The following is a 15,977-nucleotide window of genomic DNA, read 5'->3' as shown; positions in this document are numbered from 1 at the left end:
GCCTGAAGTTGTGTCATTAGTGTCCTACCTCATCGACCCATGATGTCAAGCGATGAGCTGGTGACGATGACAGACGGTGGACGGACGATCACAATCGTGGGGTGACCCACGCCACCGAACAGAGGAGGCACGATCCATGAGCAATGTCATCCGGGCCGCCCTCGTCCAGACCAACTGGACGGGCGACAAGGAATCGATGATCAAGGCACACGAGGCGTACGCCCGGGAAGCCGCGGCCCAGGGTGCGAAGGTGATCTGCTTCCAGGAGCTGTTCTACGGCCCCTACTTCTGCCAGGTGCAGGACGCGGCCTACTACGAGTACGCGGAGTCGATCCCCGGCCCCACCACCGAGCGCTTCCAGGCTCTCGCGGCCGAGCTCGGCATGGTGATGGTCCTGCCGATGTACGAGCAGGAGCAGCCCGGTGTCCTCTACAACACCGCCGCGGTGCTCGACGCGGACGGCAGCTACCTCGGCAAGTACCGCAAGCACCACATCCCCCAGGTCAAGGGCTTCTGGGAGAAGTTCTACTTCCGCCCGGGCAACCTGGGCTACCCGGTGTTCGACACCGCGGTCGGCAAGGTCGGCGTCTACATCTGCTACGACCGGCACTTCCCCGAGGGCTGGCGCGCACTCGGCCTGAACGGCGCGCAGATCGTCTTCAACCCGTCGGCGACCAGCCGCGGCCTGTCGTCGTACCTGTGGCAACTGGAGCAGCCGGCCAGCGCGGTGGCGAACGAGTACTTCGTCGGGGCGATCAACCGGACCGGCATCGAGGAGCTCGGCGACAACGACTTCTACGGCCAGTCGTACTTCGTGGACCCCGAGGGCAAGTTCGTCGGCGAGGTCGGCGACACGCACAACCCGGAGCTGATCGTCCGCGACCTGGACATGGACCTGCTGGCCACGGTCCGCGACCGGTGGGCGTTCTACCGCGACCGCCGCCCCGACAGCTACGACGGGCTGGTGGCACCGTGATGACGAGCTACCTGATCAAGGGCGGGACGGTCGTCGGCCCGACCGGCGCCGCCGCGGCCGACGTGCTCGTCGACGGCGAGACCATCGCGGCGGTGTTCGCACCGGGCCGCGGGCCGGAGGGTGTCGAGACCATCGACGCCACCGGCAAGTACGTGATCCCCGGCGCGGTCGACGCGCACACCCACATGGAGCTGCCGTTCGGCGGCACGGCCGCCAGCGACACGTTCGACACCGGCACCCGGGCGGCGGCCTTCGGCGGGGTCACCACGATCATCGACTTCGCCGTGCAGCGCTACGGCGAGGTGGTGCAGGACGGCCTGGCCGCGTGGCACGCCAAGGCCGAGGGCAACTGCCACATCGACTACGGCTTCCACATGATCCTGGGCGGCGTGACGGACGAGGCGCTCAAGGCCATGGATCAGCTGGTCAACGACGAGGGCATCGCCAGCTTCAAGCTCTTCATGGCGTACCCGGGGGTGTTCCTCAGCGACGACGGGCAGATCCTGCGGGCGATGCAGAAGGCGCGCGACAACGGCGCCATGATCATGATGCACGCGGAGAACGGTCCCGCTATCGACGTCCTGGTCAAGCAGGCCCTGGAGCGCGGCGAGACCGACCCGTACTACCACGGCGTCACCCGGCCGCAGGAGCTCGAGGCCGAGGCGACCAGCCGGGCGATCTGGCTGGCCAGCGTGGCCGCCGACTGCCCGCTGTACATCGTGCACCTGTCCGCGAGCAAGGCGCTCGAACAGGTCGCGGCGGCCCGGGACACCGGCCGCAACGTCTTCGCCGAGACCTGCCCGCAGTACCTCTACCTGACGCTGGAGGACCAGCTCGGCGCGCCCGGCTTCGAGGGCGCCAAGTGGGTCTGCTCGACGCCGCTGCGCAGCAAGCACGAGAGCCACCGCGCCGACCTGTGGCGGGGCCTGCGCACCAACGACCTCGCCGTGGTCTCCACCGACCACTGCCCCTTCTGCATGAAGGACCAGAAGGAGCTGGGGCTCGGCGACTTCTCCAAGATCCCGAACGGCATCGGCAGCGTCGAGCACCGCGTCGACCTGCTGTACCAGGGCGTGGTCGACGGGAAGCTGTCGCTGGCCCGCTGGGTCGAGACGATCGCGACGACGCCGGCGCGGATGTTCGGCATGTACCCGCGCAAGGGCATCATCGCGCCCGGCTCCGACGCCGACATCGTGCTCTACGACCCGAGCGGGCGGACCCGGATCAGCGCGTCCACCCACCACATGAACATGGACTACTCGGCCTGGGAGGGCTGGGAGATCGCCGGGAAGGTCGACACGGTCATCTCCCGCGGCACCGTCGTCGTGCAGGGCAATGAGTACAAGGGACGAAAGGGTCACGGCCGGTACATCCGCCGCGGACTTTCGGACTACCTGGTCTAGGGGGTCACATGCGTGAGATCAAACATTGGCTCGACGGCGCCGCCGTCTCCGGCGGCGGCGACCGGCGGCTGCCGGTCTGGGACCCGGCAACCGGCGAGCAGCAGGCGTACGTCGTGGCGGCGACCGCGGACGAGACCGCGCGGGCCGTCGCGTCCGCCGCGCGGGCCTTCCCCGACTGGCGGGCGGCGTCGCTGTCGCGCCGCTCCGAGGTCATGTTCCGGTTCCGGGAACTCGTCGACGCGAACCGCAAGGAGATCGCGTCGCTGGTCAGCCAGGAACACGGCAAGACCGTCGCGGACGCGGGCGGCGAGCTGGCCCGCGGTCTGGAGAACATCGAGTTCGCCGCGGGCGCGCCGCACCTGCTCAAGGGCGGCTACAGCGAGCAGGCCTCGTCCGGCGTGGACGTCTACTCGATCCGCCAGCCGCTCGGGGTGGTCGCCGGCATCACGCCGTTCAACTTCCCGGCCATGGTGCCGATGTGGATGTTCTGCAACGCCCTGGTCTGCGGCAACACGTTCGTGCTCAAGCCGAGCGAGAAGGACCCGTCCGTCTCGCTGATGCTGGCCGACCTGCTGCGCCAGGCCGGGCTGCCCGACGGCGCGTTCAACGTCGTGCAGGGCGACCGGGAGGCCGTCGAGACGCTGATCGCCCACCCGGACGTGCAGGCGCTGAGCTTCGTCGGCTCGACGCCGGTCGCGAAGAGCATCTACGAGCAGGGCACCCGGGCCGGCAAGCGGGTGCAGGCGCTCGGCGGCGCGAAGAACCACATGGTGGTGCTCCCGGACGCGGACGTCGACTCGGCCGCGGACGCCGCGGTCAGCGCCGGCTACGGCTCGGCCGGCGAGCGCTGCATGGCGGTCTCGGTCGTGGTGGCCGTCGGCGCGGTCGGCGATCCGCTCGTCGCGGCGATCCGGGACCGGATCGGCCGGATCGCGGTCGGCCCGGCCAGCGACCCGTCCGCCGAGATGGGCCCGCTGATCAGCCGCGAGCACCGCGACAAGGTGGCGGGTTACCTGGCCGCCGCCGGCACCGCCGACGTCGTCGTCGACGGCCGGGACGCGCCGATCAGCGACGGGCCGGGCTTCTTCCTCGGCGCCTCGCTCGTCGACAAGGTGCCGACGGACTCGCCGCTGTACACCGACGAGATCTTCGGCCCGGTGCTGTCGGTGGTGCGCACCGACACGTACGAGGAGGCGCTGGAGCTGGTCAACGACAACGAGTTCGGCAACGGTACGGCGATCTTCACCCGCGACGGCGGCGCCGCCCGGCGGTTCCAGTACGACGTCAACTGCGGCATGGTCGGCGTCAACGTGCCGGTGCCGGTGCCGGTCGCGTACTACAGCTTCGGCGGCTGGAAGTCCTCGCTCTTCGGCGACCTGCACATGTACGGCCCGGAGGGCATCCAGTTCTACACCCGGAGCAAGGTCGTCACCTCCCGCTGGCCGGACCCGGCCACCTCGGAGGTCGACCTCGGCTTCCCGAAAGTGCGGTGAGGCATGGACATCGGAGTCGTTCTGCAATGCGACCCGCCCGCGATGGACGTGGTCGAGTGGGCGAAGAAGGCAGAGGACCTGGGCTACAGCCACGTGTGGACGTTCGACTCACACGTGCTGTGGCAGGAGCCATTCGTCATCTACAGCAAGATCCTCGCCGACACCCGGCGGGTGATCGTCGGCCCGATGGTCACCAACCCGGGCACCCGGGACTGGACGGTCATCGCGTCGCAGTTCGCCACCCTCAACGAGATGTACGGCAACCGCACGATCTGCGGCATCGGGCGCGGCGACTCGGCGCTGCGGGTGCTTGGCCTGCAGCCGGACACCCTCGCGCGGATGCGCGAGAGCATCGGCGTCATCAAGGGCCTGGCCAGCGGGGAGACGGTGTCACTTCGCGGGCAGGAGCTCCAGTTCGCCTGGGCGCCGGAGAGCCGGCTGGACGTGTGGGTCGCGGCGTACGGCCCGAAGGCCCTCGCCGTGGCCGGCGAGGTCGGCGACGGCTACATCCTGCAACTGGCCGACCCGGACATCGCGGCCTGGATGATCAGGACGGTCCGGGAGGCCGCCGAACGGGCGGGCCGCGACCCGGCCGCCGTCAAGTTCTGCGTCGCGGCGCCGGCCTACGTCGGCGACGACATCGCGCACCAGCGCGAGCAGACCCGGTGGTTCGGCGGCATGGTCGGCAACCACGTCGCCGACATCGTCGCGCGCTACGGCGCGACCGGCGCCGTGCCGCAGGTGCTCACCGACTACATCAAGGGCCGGGACGGCTACGACTACGCCGAGCACGGCCGGGCCGGCAACTCGCACACCACGTTCGTGCCCGACGAGGTGGTCGACCGGTTCTGCATCCTCGGCCCGATCGAGAACCACCTGAAGCGGCTCGAGGAGCTGCGGGCCCTCGGCGTCGACCAGTTCGCGCTCTACCTGCAACACGACGACAAGGAGGCGACGCTGCGGGCGTACGGTGAAAAGATCATTCCGGTCATGTCGTGAGACGCCTGCTGAGCGCCGTGATCGGTCTGGTCGTGCTGGCCGCCCTCTGGGAGGGCTACAAGGCGGTCGGCAACCCGGACGGGACCGTGCTGTTCGGTGTGCGGATCCTGCCCCGGGCCGACGACCTGTCGATGCCGCACGTGTGGGACATGCTCAGCCGGCTCGGCCGCCCGGAGCTCGCGGGCGGCCGGCCGGTCTGGCAGGTGGTGCTGAGCGGAAGCCTCTTCACGCTCGGCGTCACCGCCGTGGGGTTCGTCGCCGGCGCGACGATCGGCCTGCTGCTGGCGATCGCCATGCAACGGTTCCGGATCGTGGAGCGCGGCCTGCTCCCCTACGTGATCCTGTCGCAGACGGTGCCGCTTGTCGCCCTCGCGCCGCTGATCGCCGGCTGGAGCGGGAACCTGTCGTTCGGGCCCTATCCCTGGCAGGACTGGATGACGGTGGCGGTCATCGCCGCGTACCTCGCGTTCTTCCCCGTCGCGGTCGGCATGCTGCGCGGCCTCCAGTCGCCGCCGGCGGCCGGGGTCGAGCTGATGCGCAGCTACGCCGCCGGCTGGTGGCGGACCCTGGTCAAGCTCCGCCTGCCGGCGTCGCTGCCCTACCTGTTCCCCGCGCTGCGGCTGGCCGGCGCGGCCGCCGTCGTCGGCGCGGTGGTCGGCGAGATCTCCACCGGTACGCGCGGCGGCATCGGCCGGCTCATCATCGAGTACTCCCGGGAGGCCACCTCGGATCCGGCGAAGGTGTACACCGCCATGTTCGGCGCGGCCCTGCTCGGCCTCGTCGTCGCGGGCCTGGTCGCGCTCATGGAGCTGCCGCTGATGCGCCACCGCGACCGCGTCTCGGTGGTGACGATGTGAGCGCCGTTTCCCTGGCCGGGGTCACCAAGGTCTTCAACGCCGGCCGGCCGGACGAGGTCACCGCCCTGACCGACATCGACCTGACCATCGCGCAGGGCGAGTTCGTCTCGCTGATCGGCCCGTCCGGCTGCGGGAAGAGCACCCTGCTGCGGCTGATCGCCGACCTGATCCCGGCCACCAGCGGCACGGTCGAGGTCGCCGGCAAGCCGGCCGCGAAGGCCCGGCTCGACCAGGAGTACGGCATCGCGTTCCAGCAGGCCGGGCTCTTCGAGTGGCGGACCGTGCAGCGCAACGTCGAGCTCCCGCTTGAGCTGCGCGGCGCCTCACGGGCCGAGCGCCGCGCCCGCGCCGCCGAGATGCTGGCGCTGGTCGGGCTGGCCGACTTCGCCCGGCACTACCCGGCGCAGCTCTCCGGCGGCATGCAGCAGCGGGTCGCCATCGCCCGGGCCCTGGCCGTGCACCCGCCGCTGCTGCTGATGGACGAGCCGTTCGGCGCGCTCGACGAGATGACCCGCGAGCGGCTACAGGCGGAGCTGCTGGCGATCTGCACGAAGACCGGCACCAGCACGGTCTTCGTCACGCACTCCATCCCGGAGGCGGTCTTCCTGTCCGACCGGGTCGTGGTGATGTCGCCGCGGCCGGGCCGGATCGCCGCCACCGTGCCCATCGACCTGCCGGTGCGCGACGACGCGGCCCGGCAGTCGCCCGCCTTCTTCGAGGCGATCACGGCGGTCCGCCGCGCGCTGCGCGAACCCGGCGAGATCCCGGCGGCGACGCCGTGAGACAGGTGCTGCGCATCGCCCCGCCGATCGTGGTGGGCATCGTCGCCCTGGTCGCCTGGGAGCTGGTGGTCTCGCTCGGCCGGATCGCGCCGTTCATCCTGCCGGCGCCGTCCGCGATCGGCCACGAGCTGGTCGCCCAGCGCGGCAACGTCTGGGACGCCGCGCTGGCCAGCGGCCTCAACGCGCTCATCGGCCTGGCCTGGGGCACGATCGCCGGGGTCCTCGCGGCGATGGCCGCGAGCCGCTTCCGGCCGCTGTCCGAGGTCTCCGTCCCCCTCGCGGCGGTGCTCAACGCGCTGCCGATCATCGCGCTCGCCCCGATCCTCAACAACATGTTCGAGTCGACCTCGAGCGTCCCGCGCCGCCTGGTAGCCGGGATCATCGCGTTCTTCCCCGTCTTCATCAACACGCTGCGCGGCCTGCGCGAGGTCGACCCGACCCACCGGGAGCTGATGACCAGCTACGCCGCGGGCGGCTGGACGTTCACCCGGCTGGTCCGGCTGCCCGGCGCGCTGCCCTTCGTCTTCACCGGCCTGCGACAGGCGTCGTCGCTGGCCGTCATCGCGGCGGTCGTCGCCGAGTACTTCGGCGGCCTCCAGAACGGGCTCGGCTCGCGGATCACCTCCGCCGCCGCGTTCACCGCCTACTCCCGTGCCTGGGCCTTCGTGGTCGGCGCCTGCCTGCTCGGACTCGTCTTCTACCTATCGACGCTCCTGCTGGAGCGGCTCGCCATGCCCTGGAAAACCCGGCTCATCTCCTGACCCATGTGGAGGATGCCCAGTGAGAAGATTCCGACTCCTGTCCGCCGCGTCGCTCGCGGCGATACTCATCGCCTCGGGATGCGGCACCGCCGACACCCCGTCGACCCCGGCACCCGGCGCGAGCGGCGCCCGGACCCCGATCAAGCTGCAACTCCAGTGGTTCTTCCAGTCCCAGTTCGCCGGCTACATCGCCGCCGTCGACAAGGGCTTCTACGCCGAGCAGGGCCTCGACGTGCAACTGCTCGAGGGCGGCGTGGACATCGTGCCGCAGACCGTGCTGGCGCAGGGCAAGGCCGACTACGCGATCGCCTGGGTGCCCAAGGCGCTCGCCTCGCGCGAGCAGGGCGCGGCGATCACCGACGTCGGCCAGATCTTCGCCCGCTCCGGCACGTACCAGGTGGCCTTCAAGGAGAGCGGGATCACCGGCCCGGCGGACTTCAAGGGCCGCAAGGTCGGCAACTGGGGCTTCGGCAACGAGTTCGAGCTGTTCGCGGGCATGACCGGCGCCGGGCTCAACCCAGGCAAGGACGTCACGCTGGTGCAGCAGCAGTTCGACATGCAGGCGCTGCTCAAGAAGGAGATCGACCTCGCGCAGGCGATGAGCTACAACGAGTACGCCCAGCTGCTGGAGGCCAAGAACCCCGCGACGGGCAAGCTGTACACGCCGGAGGACTTCACCGTCATCGACTGGAAGACGGTCGGCACCTCCATGCTCCAGGACGCGGTGTGGGCCAACACCGGCAAGCTCAGCGACCCGGCCTACCAGCAGCAGACGGTGAAGTTCCTGCTCGGCACCGTCAAGGGCTGGGCGTACTGCCGCGACAACCCGGAGGAGTGCCGCGACCTGGTGGTGAAGAAGGGCTCCAAGCTCGGCAAGAGCCACCAGCTCTGGCAGATGAACGAGGTGAACAAGCTGATCTGGCCGTCGGCGGCCGGCGTCGGCCTGGTCGGCGAGGCGGACTGGAAGCAGACGGTCGAGCTGTCGATGAACACGAAGAACCAGACCGGCGACACCGTGCTGACCAAGCAGCCGGAGGGCCTCGCCTACACCAACGACTACATCCAGCAGGCGCTGGAGCAGGCGAAGGCGGCGGGCATCGACGTGACCGGCGCGGCGTTCCAGCCGCAGACCGTGACGCTGAACGCGGGCGGCGCATAGCCACCCGTCCTCGATCGACGGGCCCGGCCGCCCCCCGTCGGCCGGGCCCGTCCCCCTACTGACCGCCCTGGAACCGGGCGATGGCCTCGATCGCGCCGACGGTCGAGGTCGTCGCGCCGGCGATGCTCTCCGCGCCCTGCGCCGCGAGCACCAGCCGCTGGAAAAAGGTATTGATCTTTCCCAGTAGGCCGGGTTCCCTAATATCCTCGCGCCTCACGAATGCGCCGGTAAGACAATCCAACGCGTCTTCAAGATCGACTGATCCGGTGATCCGCGACCCCAGCAGCGCGGTTTCTATGTCGCGCAGGCGGCGGACGAGAAATGTCTTTGCGTCCGCGGACAGCGCCGGGCTGCCGGTCACCGAATCAATCAATTCGCGGACGTCATGGATCAATGAATCCAGGTGCTCGGGGCCGATCGCCGGTTCGGGGCAGCATCGGTGAAGCGCCCTCGAGGCCGCCTCCAGTCCGAACAACGCCGCACCGTCCAACGGCACCGGAACAATGAATTTGGCGGCGAACAGATCCGTGGGCGCATAGGTGGCGGCAGCCATCACCACGTCGTCGGTCAGCCGCTTGACGAGCGCCTCCACCTGGTGGAAGTGCTGTAGCAGGAAGGCCGGATCCTCCTCGTCGGGCAGGGCCTCCACCGACGACCGGGTCGCCCGCGCCAGGCGCCCGATCTCCAGAACTCTGAGTGCGACCGCGAACGGCTCATCGGCGTCCTCCGCCAATCCCAGTACTTCACCGACGGTTTTATCGCCATTTCGACTGTGCAATGACTCAAGGAACGCACCCAGCCGACCAGCGGGATTGTCCATCCATCTCGGCATGCCCGACACTGTAACAACAGCAATACTGTGAGTCACAAAACACGCATGCCACCGCTGCGGTCGGCCATTCGGCCGATATGTATCCTACGTACGTACGTCAGCTGGAAATGAGGCGCGCGGTCAGTGCGACGGCATTGATGTCGCCCTCGCGGAGTGCCGCCGCCGCCTCCGCCTCGCCAAGGCTCACCATTCGCTGCGCCGCCGTGTCGATGATGTCCGGGTTGCCGCTGAGCAGTTTGCGGGCCAGGTTCGCCTGTAGCGGGGTGAGCTCCGCATACGCGCAGCGGTCCAGCGCGACGACCGTCTCCTGGTCCAGGTGGCCCGCCAGGGCCCGCTCGGTGACGACGCGCAGCAGCCAGGACGGCCACCACCCGTACTTGCCGAGCAGGTGCCCCGAGCGCACCGCGTCCGCGGGCTGCTGGCCGCCGTCCAGCAGGCGCAGGGCCATCGGGACGTCGAAGCGCTCCAGGCGCAGCGCCGTCACGAACAGCTTCTGGAGCTTCACGGTGCCGACCACCGGCTCGGCCGCCGCGGCCGCCGCGGCGTACTCGCCGCGCAGGGCCAGGGCGACGGTGGCCGCCTCGGCCGTGGAGATCTCCGCTCCCGTCGCGCTGTCGGTCATCCGCTCGAGGGTCCGGGCCAGGCGCTCGGTGGCCTTCTCGGCCAGCTCGGCCCGTTCGGTGATGCCGGGGCGCTCCAGGTGGCGTACCACGCTGTCCGTGGCGAGCTCCACCTCGCGGCGCAGCAGCGGGTACCCGATGTGCGGGGCGAGGAGGTCGCCGATGCCCTCGACCAGGTAGGCGGCGTCGAAGTGGTCCGACGCTTCGAGGAACTGCGCCCACCACTGCTCCTGGTGCGTCGCCACGACCACCAGGGTGGCGCAATCCGCGGCCGGGCGGGCGGCAAACGGCCGAGGTCACCGCCGTGAGTGACGGGCGGTGACCTCGGCCGTCCGGGTGGATCAGCCCGCGGACGGGGTCAGGACGACCTGGTCCGAGCCGCTCTGCGGCGGGGTGCCGGAGTCGGTGTACTCCGCGACGAACACCGCGGTCAGGTCATCGGCGCCGGCGTGGCCGCCGTCGATGAACGTGGTGATCGAGCCGGTGCAGCCGGCCGCCGTGGACAGCGGGTGGCCGTGCTGCGCGTGACCCAGGATGTAGGTGACAGTGACCTTCGTGCAGTCGACCGGCTGGTCGTCGACGACGCTGACCTGGAAGTTCACCGTGTCACCGAACTCGAACGGCTGTCCCTCGCTGGGTGACACGAGGGTGACGACCGGCGCGAGCGTGCCCACCGGAAGAATGACCTCCGCCGACGCCCAGCGACCCGTCGGATCGGTGACTTTCAGCGTCGGCCGGTAGTTGCCGTTCTGGGTGAACGTGTAGACCGCGTTCGGCGCGCGGGAGTCGACCACACCGTCGCCGTTGAAGTCCCACGCGTACCGCAGGCTGTCACCGTCCGGGTCGGTCGTGCCGGCGCTGGAGAAGGTGACGGTCAGCGGGGCCGCGCCGCTTGTCGGCGTCGCCGAGACGCGCGGGATCGGCGTCCGGTTGCCGCGCACGAAGTCGATGCGGGCCAGCTGGGCGTCCGGGTTCTCGGAGAAGAAGCCGTCGCCGTACTCGAGCACGTACAGCGAGCCGTCCGGACCGAACTCGAGGTCCATCGGGTTGTCGAAGACGAACGAGGGCAGCACGGACTCGATCGAGGTGACCTGGTTGGCCGGGCCGAGGGTGAAGCCCTTGACGTAGTCGCGGGTCCACTCGTAGAACAGCGGCTTGCCGTCGTAGTACCGCGGCCACTTCGTGGCGGAGGAGTTGCGCGCGTCGAAGTCGTACGCCGGGCCGCCCATCGGCCCGATGCCGCCGGTGCCGAGCTCGGGGAACGCGGGCGTCATGCCGTACGAGTAGATGACCTCGGCCTTCTCGACCGGCGGGAGCCTGCGCTTGCCGGTGTTGTTCGGCGACTCGTTGACCGGCGCCGCGCAGTTGAACGGCGCGCCCGAGGTCTGCGTGGCGAAGTCGTAGTCGATGTACGGCAGGTCGGGCGAGACGCAATAGGGCCAGCCGTAGTTGGCGGGCTTGTCGACGGCCATCCAGCGGCCCTGCCCGGCCGGTCCACGTGCCGGGTTCGGCGAGTTCGCGTCCGGCGAGTAGTCGCCGACGTAGACCACGCCGGTGTTCTTGTCGACCGCGAACCGGAACGGGTTTCGCAGGCCCATCGCGTAGATCTCCGGCCGGGTGTACGCGGTGCCCGGCTTGAAGAGGTTGCCCCTCGGGATGGTGTAGCTGCCGTTGGCCCGCACCTTGATCCGCAGCAGCTTGCCGCGCAGGTCGTTGGTGTTGGCCGCGGTGCGCTGCGCGTCGAAGGCGGGGTTGCGGTTGGCCCGCTCGTCGATCGGCACGTAGCCGTCGGAGGCGAACGGGTTGGTGTCGTCGCCCGTCGACAGGTACAGGTTGCCCTGTCCGTCGAAGTCGATCTTTCCGCCGACGTGGCAGCAGATGCCGCGGTCGGTGCCGACCTCGATGATCTTCTGTTCGCTGCCGAGCGACAGCGTGTTGCCGTTGAGCTTGAAGCGCGACAGCCGCATCACGCCCTTGAACGGCGCGAAGTCCGCGGCGGTGCCCGTCTCGGGCGCGTTGCCCTCGTTGACCGACGGCGTCGCCGGGTCGTCGGCCGGCGTGTTCAGCGGCGGCGAGTAGTAGATGTAGACCCACTTGTTGCGCGCGAAGTCGGCGTCGATCGCGACGCCCTGCACGCCCTCCTCGTCGTGCTGGTAGACGGGGATCGTTGCGGCGAGGATGTTGCGGCCACTCTTCGGGTCGTTGATGCGGACCTCGCCCTTGCGCGCGGTGTGCAGTACCCGCTTGTCGGGCAGCACGGCCAGGGCGATCGGCTCGCCGGGGAAGTCGTTGAGGGTCACCTTCTGGAAATCGGAGTCCGGCGGCGGCGCGGCGGCCTGCGCCGCGGCCGGGCCGGACGGCACCGTCAGCGCGGTCGCGACCAGTGCCAGGGCGGCGACGGCGGTGGGCAGTCTCTTCATGCGGCTCACCCCTTTAGAACCGGAGGGTGTCGAGGAAGCGGAAGCCCACCTCGGCCGTGGTCAGGGCGTCGGCGGGTACCCGCGGCGGTATGCCGGCGTCGTCGCGCTCCACGATGTACTCGACCAGGCCGGCCTCGCGGGAGTGCGCGAAGATGCGCCCGAAGTCGATGAGGCCCTGGCCCGGGTCGGCGAAGCTGCCGGAGGGCGCCAGGTCCTTGACGTGCACCTGCCGGATCCGGCCGCGGTGCTTGTGAATCAGGTCCACCGGGTCGCTGGCGCCGCGGAACGCCCAGAACAGGTCGACCTCGAGGTGCACGAGCCGGGGATCGGTCTCGCTGGTCAGGATGTCGAAGCCAGTGCGGCTGCCGCCGTCCTGGCGGGCGAACTCGTTGTGGTGGTTGTGGTAGCCGAAGCTGAGCCCGGCCTTGCGGGCGAGCGCGCCCGCCTGGTTCAGGTCCTTGGCGAAGGCCCGGTACACCGCGCCGTCGCGGATCGGCGCACCGCCGGCGCCGACGCCGAAGAACGGGTGCACGATGTACTTGCTGCCGACGACGTGCGCGTTGTCGAGCGCCGCCTGCCAGGTCGCGGCGTCGAAGGGCTGCGGGATGCCCACGTGCCCGGAGGTCGCCTTCAGGCCGGCCCGGTCCAGGGCGGCGCGGAACTGCGCCGCGGTGCGCCCGACGAAGCCGGCGTGCTCGACCCGCCGGTAGCCGATCTCGGCCAGCCGGGCCAGGGTGCCGTCGAGGTCGACGTTGAGCTGGTCGCGCAGGGTGTATAGCTGCACGCTGATCTGGTCACGCGGCACCCGGGACGGCCCGTGGCCGCCCTTGGCGGCGGCCGGCGAGGCGAGCACGGCGGAGGTGCCGATCGCGGCGGCACCGGCCGCCGCGGCGCCCAGTAGGTTTCGGCGGCTGACTGTTGACTCGTTCTGCATCGCTTGCACTGCCTCCCGGTCGGTGGTGCGGGATTGGGCGTGGGCGCGCGGAAGCGGCCGATCGGGCGGCGGCTTTCTCAGCCGTGCGCCACGCCGGAGCACTTTTGTTGCATCGAAGTCGTTCGCTTGCTGATGTTAATGGCTTGTTTCGCTGGAGTCGCGGAAAGAATCTTCGAAATATGCAAAAGTTTCGCTGCGGCCCTGCATAAGTCCCCGCCAATGCCGTGAGCCTGGCCGATGTGGACACGCCGGACATCGCCCGCTCCGGCGTGCTTCGCCCGGGTAGGGCCGCCTGATGGACCGAGCTTAGGTCCGCATCGGACTGTCCGCTCGCTGAGCCGCCAGCAGCGCGGTGAAGTCGCCGGCGGCCATCGGCCGGGCCAGGTGATACCCCTGGCCGTAGACGTAGCCCAGGGCACGCAGCTGCTCGACCTGAGCCTCGTTCTCGATACCCTCGGCCACCGTCTCCAGCCCCAGCGCGTCCGCCAGCTGGACGACCGCGCGGGCCACCGCCTGGCGGGCGTCGCGCGCCGACGGGCTCGCGTCGTCGATCTCGATGCCGTCGACGAACGACTTGTCCAGCTTGACGATCGCGGCCGGGAACGCGCGCAGCAGGCTCAGCGACGACTCCCCGGTGCCGAAGTCGTCAAGGGCCAGCTTGATGCCGAGGCGGTCGAGCTCGTGCAGGGTCTGCGACACCTGGCCGCCGCGCAGCACCGCCGACTCCGTCAGCTCCAGCACCAGGCGGTCGGTCGACAGCCCGTTGTCGGCGAGCGCCGCCAGCACGTCGGCGACGAAGTCCGGGTCGTGCAGCTGCCGGGCCGAGACGTTGACGGCCGGCCGCTGCAACGCGTCGGGGCCGAACTCGGCCAGCCAGGCCGCGGTCTGCCGGCAGGTCTCGCGCAGCACGAAGCGGCCCAGCTCGACGATCAGGCCGGTCCGCTCCGCGGCGGGGATGAACTCGATCGGCGGCACCGTGCCGCGGATCGGGTGGTTCCAGCGCACCAGCGCCTCGACGCCGACGATCCTGCCGGTGCCGAGCGCGACAAGCGGCTGGTACACGACCCGGAACTCGCCCGCGTCCAGGCCGCGGCGGATCTCGCCACCGAGCTGGATGTGCGCGAGGACCGGCTCCTCCATCCCGGGTACGTAGCGCACGTGGCCCGCCTTGCCGCGCTCCTTGGCCGCGTACATGGCGACGTCGGCGTCGCGCAGCACGCTGTCGACCGTGGCACCCGGCGCGACCGTCGCGATGCCGATGCTGGCCTGCACGAGCAGCCGGTGCTCGCTGATCGGCCGGCTCAGCGCGTCGAGGATGCGCTGGGCGACGGTCTCCCCCACCGTCGTCCCGCCGATGAGCAGCACCGCGAACTCGTCGCCGCCGACGCGCACCGGCAGGGCGTCGGCGCCGGACTGCTCGGCGAGCACCTCGGCCACCGCGACGAGCAGGTGGTCGCCGACGTCGTGGCCGAGCGAGTCGTTGACGGTCTTGAAGTCGTCCAGGTCGACGAGGAGCACGGTCGCGGGCCGCTCGGCCGCGATGGCGGCCTGCAACACGTCGCGGAACCGGGCCCGGTTCGCCAGGCCGGTCAGGCCGTCGTGGCTGACCTCGTGCTGGAGCCGCTCCTCCTGGCCCCGGATGTCGCGCAGCAGGCGCCGGTTGTCGCGGGAGGCCATGAACTGGCGGACCGTGACCAGGATGCTGATCAGCACGGCGCCGGACAGCGTGACCCGGCCCGGCCAGTACAGCGGGCCGACGGCGATCGCGATCAGGCACAGGTCCACCGCCCCGATCGACAGGTAGGGCAGCAGCGGCGAGGACCGCCGCGACGCCCGGCGGCGGCCGAGGGCGGCCCGGGCCTGTGTCCGGACCGCGAGGACCAGCAGCGCCGGCCCCAGCGGCAGCACCACGGCCTGCGACGGGACGCCGCCCTCGTACCCGAAGGTGGTGGCGAGCACCGCGACGCCGGCGGCGGTCAGACCCACGACGGCGACCATCCGTATCGCCGTGCGGTCGACCGGGCCGTCGCCGAGGTACGAGACCTTGGTGAGGCCGAAGATGGTCAGCAGGAAGGCGAGGCCGATCAGGGACAGGGTCTGCGGGCTCCACCGCTCGTCGGAGGTCAGCATTCCCGCGAACCCGAAGTGCCAGAGCACCGTCGCGCAGCACACGCAGGCGAGCGCGCGGTCCAGGTTCATCCGCCAGCGCTCGGCGGTGCCGACGGCGCCTACGGGAACCCGGCCGACCGCGAACATGGCGAGCGTGAAGCCGAGGGCGATGGCCGCGGCGGCCGGGAGCGGCATGTCCGGCGGTATGGGGCCGACCGTGTAGATCGCAGCGTGTACGGCCATCACCACGTAGCCGAGCGTCATGCTGACCGCGGCGGCCAGCAGGGTGCGCCAGAACCGGCGGGCGACGGGGTTGCCGCGCACCGTGCGCCAGAGGCCGAACAGGGCGACGACGGCGACGCAGCCCTCGAGCGGCGCGGCCACGTAGGCGATGGCCACGTGCCCCGCGCCGACGGTGGCGTGCAGCACGTACCAGACCAGGCTCGCGACGACCAGACCGCCGTTGATCCACACGTAGCGTGTGAATGAACGGGTGTCGTCGGCCATGGTGTGTGCATCGGCCGCGGAGGTATCGGGTGAAGGGAAACCCAGGGCTGTGGGGCAGCTCACAGCATGTAATCGCTCACGGACACCCGGCCGACGGCGGATCGGCCGAAAGGCAGAGGTCGGCG

Annotated in this window: 13 protein-coding genes; 8 read left to right on the top strand and 5 right to left on the bottom strand. The window is 70.4% G+C overall.

Annotated elements, in window-relative coordinates; all coding sequences use genetic code 11:
* Window positions 1-136 precede the first annotated feature (136 nt).
* Genes BJ971_RS13610 through BJ971_RS13575 form a run of 8 tightly spaced genes read left to right on the top strand, consistent with a single transcriptional unit; the run spans window position 137 to window position 8,430 of the window.
* A complete protein-coding gene (locus BJ971_RS13610; protein WP_184993088.1) occupies window positions 137-976 on the top strand; it encodes a nitrilase-related carbon-nitrogen hydrolase in 840 nt (279 codons plus the stop codon).
* Window positions 976-2,379, top strand: a complete 1,404-nt coding sequence (gene hydA, locus BJ971_RS13605; RefSeq protein WP_184993086.1) for a dihydropyrimidinase — start codon at window positions 976-978, stop codon at window positions 2,377-2,379. Before BJ971_RS13610 ends, hydA begins: the two co-directional genes overlap by 1 nt.
* Window positions 2,380-2,387: 8 nt before the next feature.
* Complete coding sequence (locus BJ971_RS13600) at window positions 2,388-3,872, top strand: CoA-acylating methylmalonate-semialdehyde dehydrogenase (RefSeq protein WP_184993084.1); 1,485 nt, start codon at window positions 2,388-2,390, stop codon at window positions 3,870-3,872.
* Window positions 3,873-3,875: 3 nt separating this feature from the next.
* Window positions 3,876-4,871 carry a TIGR03842 family LLM class F420-dependent oxidoreductase gene (locus BJ971_RS13595; protein ID WP_184993082.1) on the top strand — a complete coding sequence of 332 codons (996 nt, stop codon included), beginning with the start codon at window positions 3,876-3,878 and terminating at the stop codon, window positions 4,869-4,871.
* Window positions 4,868-5,728 (top strand): ABC transporter permease, encoded by an 861-nt coding sequence (locus BJ971_RS13590; RefSeq protein ID WP_239087647.1) that lies wholly within the window; start codon window positions 4,868-4,870, stop codon window positions 5,726-5,728. The genes BJ971_RS13595 and BJ971_RS13590 overlap by 4 nt, the downstream gene beginning before the upstream one ends.
* Window positions 5,725-6,510 carry an ABC transporter ATP-binding protein gene (locus tag BJ971_RS13585; protein WP_184993080.1) on the top strand — a complete coding sequence of 262 codons (786 nt, stop codon included), beginning with the start codon at window positions 5,725-5,727 and terminating at the stop codon, window positions 6,508-6,510. The genes BJ971_RS13590 and BJ971_RS13585 overlap by 4 nt, the downstream gene beginning before the upstream one ends.
* Entirely contained in the window at window positions 6,507-7,271 is a 765-nt protein-coding gene (locus BJ971_RS13580) for an ABC transporter permease (protein ID WP_239087646.1), read from the top strand. Before BJ971_RS13585 ends, BJ971_RS13580 begins: the two co-directional genes overlap by 4 nt.
* A 19-nt stretch (window positions 7,272-7,290) precedes the next feature.
* Window positions 7,291-8,430 carry an ABC transporter substrate-binding protein gene (locus tag BJ971_RS13575; RefSeq protein WP_184993078.1) on the top strand — a complete coding sequence of 380 codons (1,140 nt, stop codon included), beginning with the start codon at window positions 7,291-7,293 and terminating at the stop codon, window positions 8,428-8,430.
* A gap of 55 nt (window positions 8,431-8,485) precedes the next feature.
* Here BJ971_RS13575 and BJ971_RS13570 read toward each other — a convergent pair whose 3' ends face one another.
* From BJ971_RS13570 to BJ971_RS13550, 5 genes are all read right to left on the bottom strand, one after another.
* Window positions 8,486-9,262, bottom strand: a complete 777-nt coding sequence (locus tag BJ971_RS13570; protein WP_184993076.1) for a hypothetical protein — start codon at window positions 9,260-9,262, stop codon at window positions 8,486-8,488.
* A gap of 97 nt (window positions 9,263-9,359) precedes the next feature.
* Window positions 9,360-10,127 (bottom strand): hypothetical protein, encoded by a 768-nt coding sequence (locus tag BJ971_RS13565; protein WP_239087645.1) that lies wholly within the window; start codon window positions 10,125-10,127, stop codon window positions 9,360-9,362.
* Window positions 10,128-10,223: 96 nt separating this feature from the next.
* Window positions 10,224-12,302, bottom strand: a complete 2,079-nt coding sequence (locus BJ971_RS13560; RefSeq protein ID WP_184993074.1) for a PQQ-dependent sugar dehydrogenase — start codon at window positions 12,300-12,302, stop codon at window positions 10,224-10,226.
* A 13-nt stretch (window positions 12,303-12,315) separates the two neighbouring features.
* Window positions 12,316-13,236 carry a sugar phosphate isomerase/epimerase family protein gene (locus BJ971_RS13555; RefSeq protein WP_184993072.1) on the bottom strand — a complete coding sequence of 307 codons (921 nt, stop codon included), beginning with the start codon at window positions 13,234-13,236 and terminating at the stop codon, window positions 12,316-12,318.
* 306 nt (window positions 13,237-13,542) lie between these two features.
* Complete coding sequence (locus tag BJ971_RS13550) at window positions 13,543-15,852, bottom strand: putative bifunctional diguanylate cyclase/phosphodiesterase (protein WP_184993070.1); 2,310 nt, start codon at window positions 15,850-15,852, stop codon at window positions 13,543-13,545.
* Between the last annotated feature and the right edge of the window lie 125 nt (window positions 15,853-15,977).

This window comes from Amorphoplanes digitatis, assembly GCF_014205335.1.
Taxonomy (GTDB): Bacteria; Actinomycetota; Actinomycetes; order Mycobacteriales; family Micromonosporaceae; genus Actinoplanes; species Actinoplanes digitatus.
The sequence above is the reverse complement of the archived record's forward strand: the minus strand, read 5'-3'. Positions and strand labels throughout refer to the sequence as shown.

What these genes read in the sequence shown, in the direction of transcription:
- BJ971_RS13550 (WP_184993070.1), bottom strand. Translation starts at nt 15,852, where the DNA reads ATGGCCGACGACACCCGTTCATTCACACGCTACGTGTGGATCAACGGC.
- BJ971_RS13595 (WP_184993082.1), top strand. Translation starts at nt 3,876, where the DNA reads ATGGACATCGGAGTCGTTCTGCAATGCGACCCGCCCGCGATGGACGTG.
- BJ971_RS13560 (WP_184993074.1), bottom strand. Translation starts at nt 12,302, where the DNA reads ATGAAGAGACTGCCCACCGCCGTCGCCGCCCTGGCACTGGTCGCGACC.
- BJ971_RS13555 (WP_184993072.1), bottom strand. Translation starts at nt 13,236, where the DNA reads ATGCAGAACGAGTCAACAGTCAGCCGCCGAAACCTACTGGGCGCCGCG.
- hydA (WP_184993086.1), top strand. Translation starts at nt 976, where the DNA reads ATGACGAGCTACCTGATCAAGGGCGGGACGGTCGTCGGCCCGACCGGC.
- BJ971_RS13610 (WP_184993088.1), top strand. Translation starts at nt 137, where the DNA reads ATGAGCAATGTCATCCGGGCCGCCCTCGTCCAGACCAACTGGACGGGC.
- BJ971_RS13570 (WP_184993076.1), bottom strand. Translation starts at nt 9,262, where the DNA reads ATGCCGAGATGGATGGACAATCCCGCTGGTCGGCTGGGTGCGTTCCTT.
- BJ971_RS13600 (WP_184993084.1), top strand. Translation starts at nt 2,388, where the DNA reads ATGCGTGAGATCAAACATTGGCTCGACGGCGCCGCCGTCTCCGGCGGC.